This is a genomic window from Streptomyces sp. 13-12-16 (genome assembly GCF_002114215.1).
In the GTDB taxonomy this organism is placed as follows: Bacteria; Actinomycetota; Actinomycetes; order Streptomycetales; family Streptomycetaceae; genus Streptomyces.
Genome location: NZ_NCTE01001147.1, coordinates 1 through 1,386, shown reverse-complemented (window position 1 = coordinate 1,386; position 1,386 = coordinate 1). Strand labels below are relative to the sequence as shown.

Annotated in this window: 1 protein-coding gene; it reads left to right on the top strand. The window is 74.2% G+C overall.

All coding sequences use genetic code 11. The features are described from left to right. Nucleotides 1-1,386: TrkA family potassium uptake protein (locus tag B7767_RS36620; RefSeq protein ID WP_107486532.1), on the top strand; the 1,386-nt coding region annotated here is incomplete at both ends.

Sequence of the window (1,386 nt, the reverse complement as noted above, 5' to 3'; positions counted from 1 at the left end):
GTCCTGCGGCTCTACAACCGGCGGCTGGGCCAGCACATCGAGGAACTCCTCGACCAGGCAGCCGAGTTGGCGGGCGGTGACGGTGGCGGGGGTACGGCGGGACGTGGCGGGGCCGGTGGTGCCGGTGGTGCCGACATCGCCACGACCGTGCTGTCCGACGCCGACACGGCCGCGCCCGCGCTGGTCGCCACCGCGCTCGTCGGCACCAGCAAGGTCGTCGACGCGGAGGGGCTGCTGCTGCGGGCGGTGGAACGCCGGCCCCCGGGGCCGGGCGAGGTGGCCGATCCGGGACTGTGCACACTCGCGCTGCTCTCCGCGACCAGCAACGACCCCGCCGGGGCCGAGGGTTCGGAGGACAGTGGCGAACAGGGACCGCAACTGCTGCCCGACGCGGCGGCGGTGGCGGCGGCGACCGGGCGGGGGACGGTCGTGCTGGAGCAGCTTTCCTACTCCGGGCCGCCGTTGCCCGCCGGACGGGGCGGGCCGCCGTTCGCCTCGCTGTTCTCGCGGCGGCTGCGGTGGTCGCTGGCGGGGCTGGTGGCGGCGGTGGTCGCGCTCGCCGTCGCACTGACGGTGGTGACCCGGGACAACCCGCTGCACGCCACGTACGTCACCCTGCTCGACCTGTTCGCGATCAACGAGCCCGCACACCACCAGTCCACCGGGCGGCAGGTACTGCAACTGCTCTCCATGCTGGTGGGGTTGCTGCTGCTGCCGGTGCTGCTGGCGGCGGTGCTGGAGGCGCTGGGGACGTTCCGCACGGCGTCGGCGCTGCGGAAGCCGCCGCGCGGGCTGGGCGGGCACGTGGTGCTGCTCGGACTGGGCAAGATCGGGACGCGGGTGCTGACGCGGCTGCGGGAGCTGCACATCCCGGTGGTGTGCGTCGAGGCCGACCCGGAGGCGCGGGGGATGGCCGTGGCGCGGCGGCTACGGGTTCCGGTGGTGCTGGGGGACGTCACACAGGAGGGGGTGCTGGAGGCCGCGAAGATCCATCGCGCGGACGCGTTGCTGGCACTGACCAGTGCGGACACGACGAATCTGGAGGCGGTGCTGTACGCGCGGTCCGTACGGCCCGATCTGCGGACGGTGCTGCGGCTGTACGACGACGACTTCGCGAAGGCGGTGTACCGGACGCTGCGGACCGCGCACCCGTCGGCGCTGACGCGGAGCCGGAGTGTGTCGCATCTGGCGGCGCCGGCTTTCGCCGGGGCGATGATGGGACGGCAGATCCTGGGGGCGATACCGGTGGAGCGGCGGGTGCTGCTGTTCGCGGCGGTGGTCGTGGGCAGGTACGCGCAGTTGGAGGGGCGGACGGTGGGGGAGGCGTTCCGGGCGGGGGCCTGGCGGGTGCTGGCACTGGACACGGCGGGGTCGGGGGACGGTGCG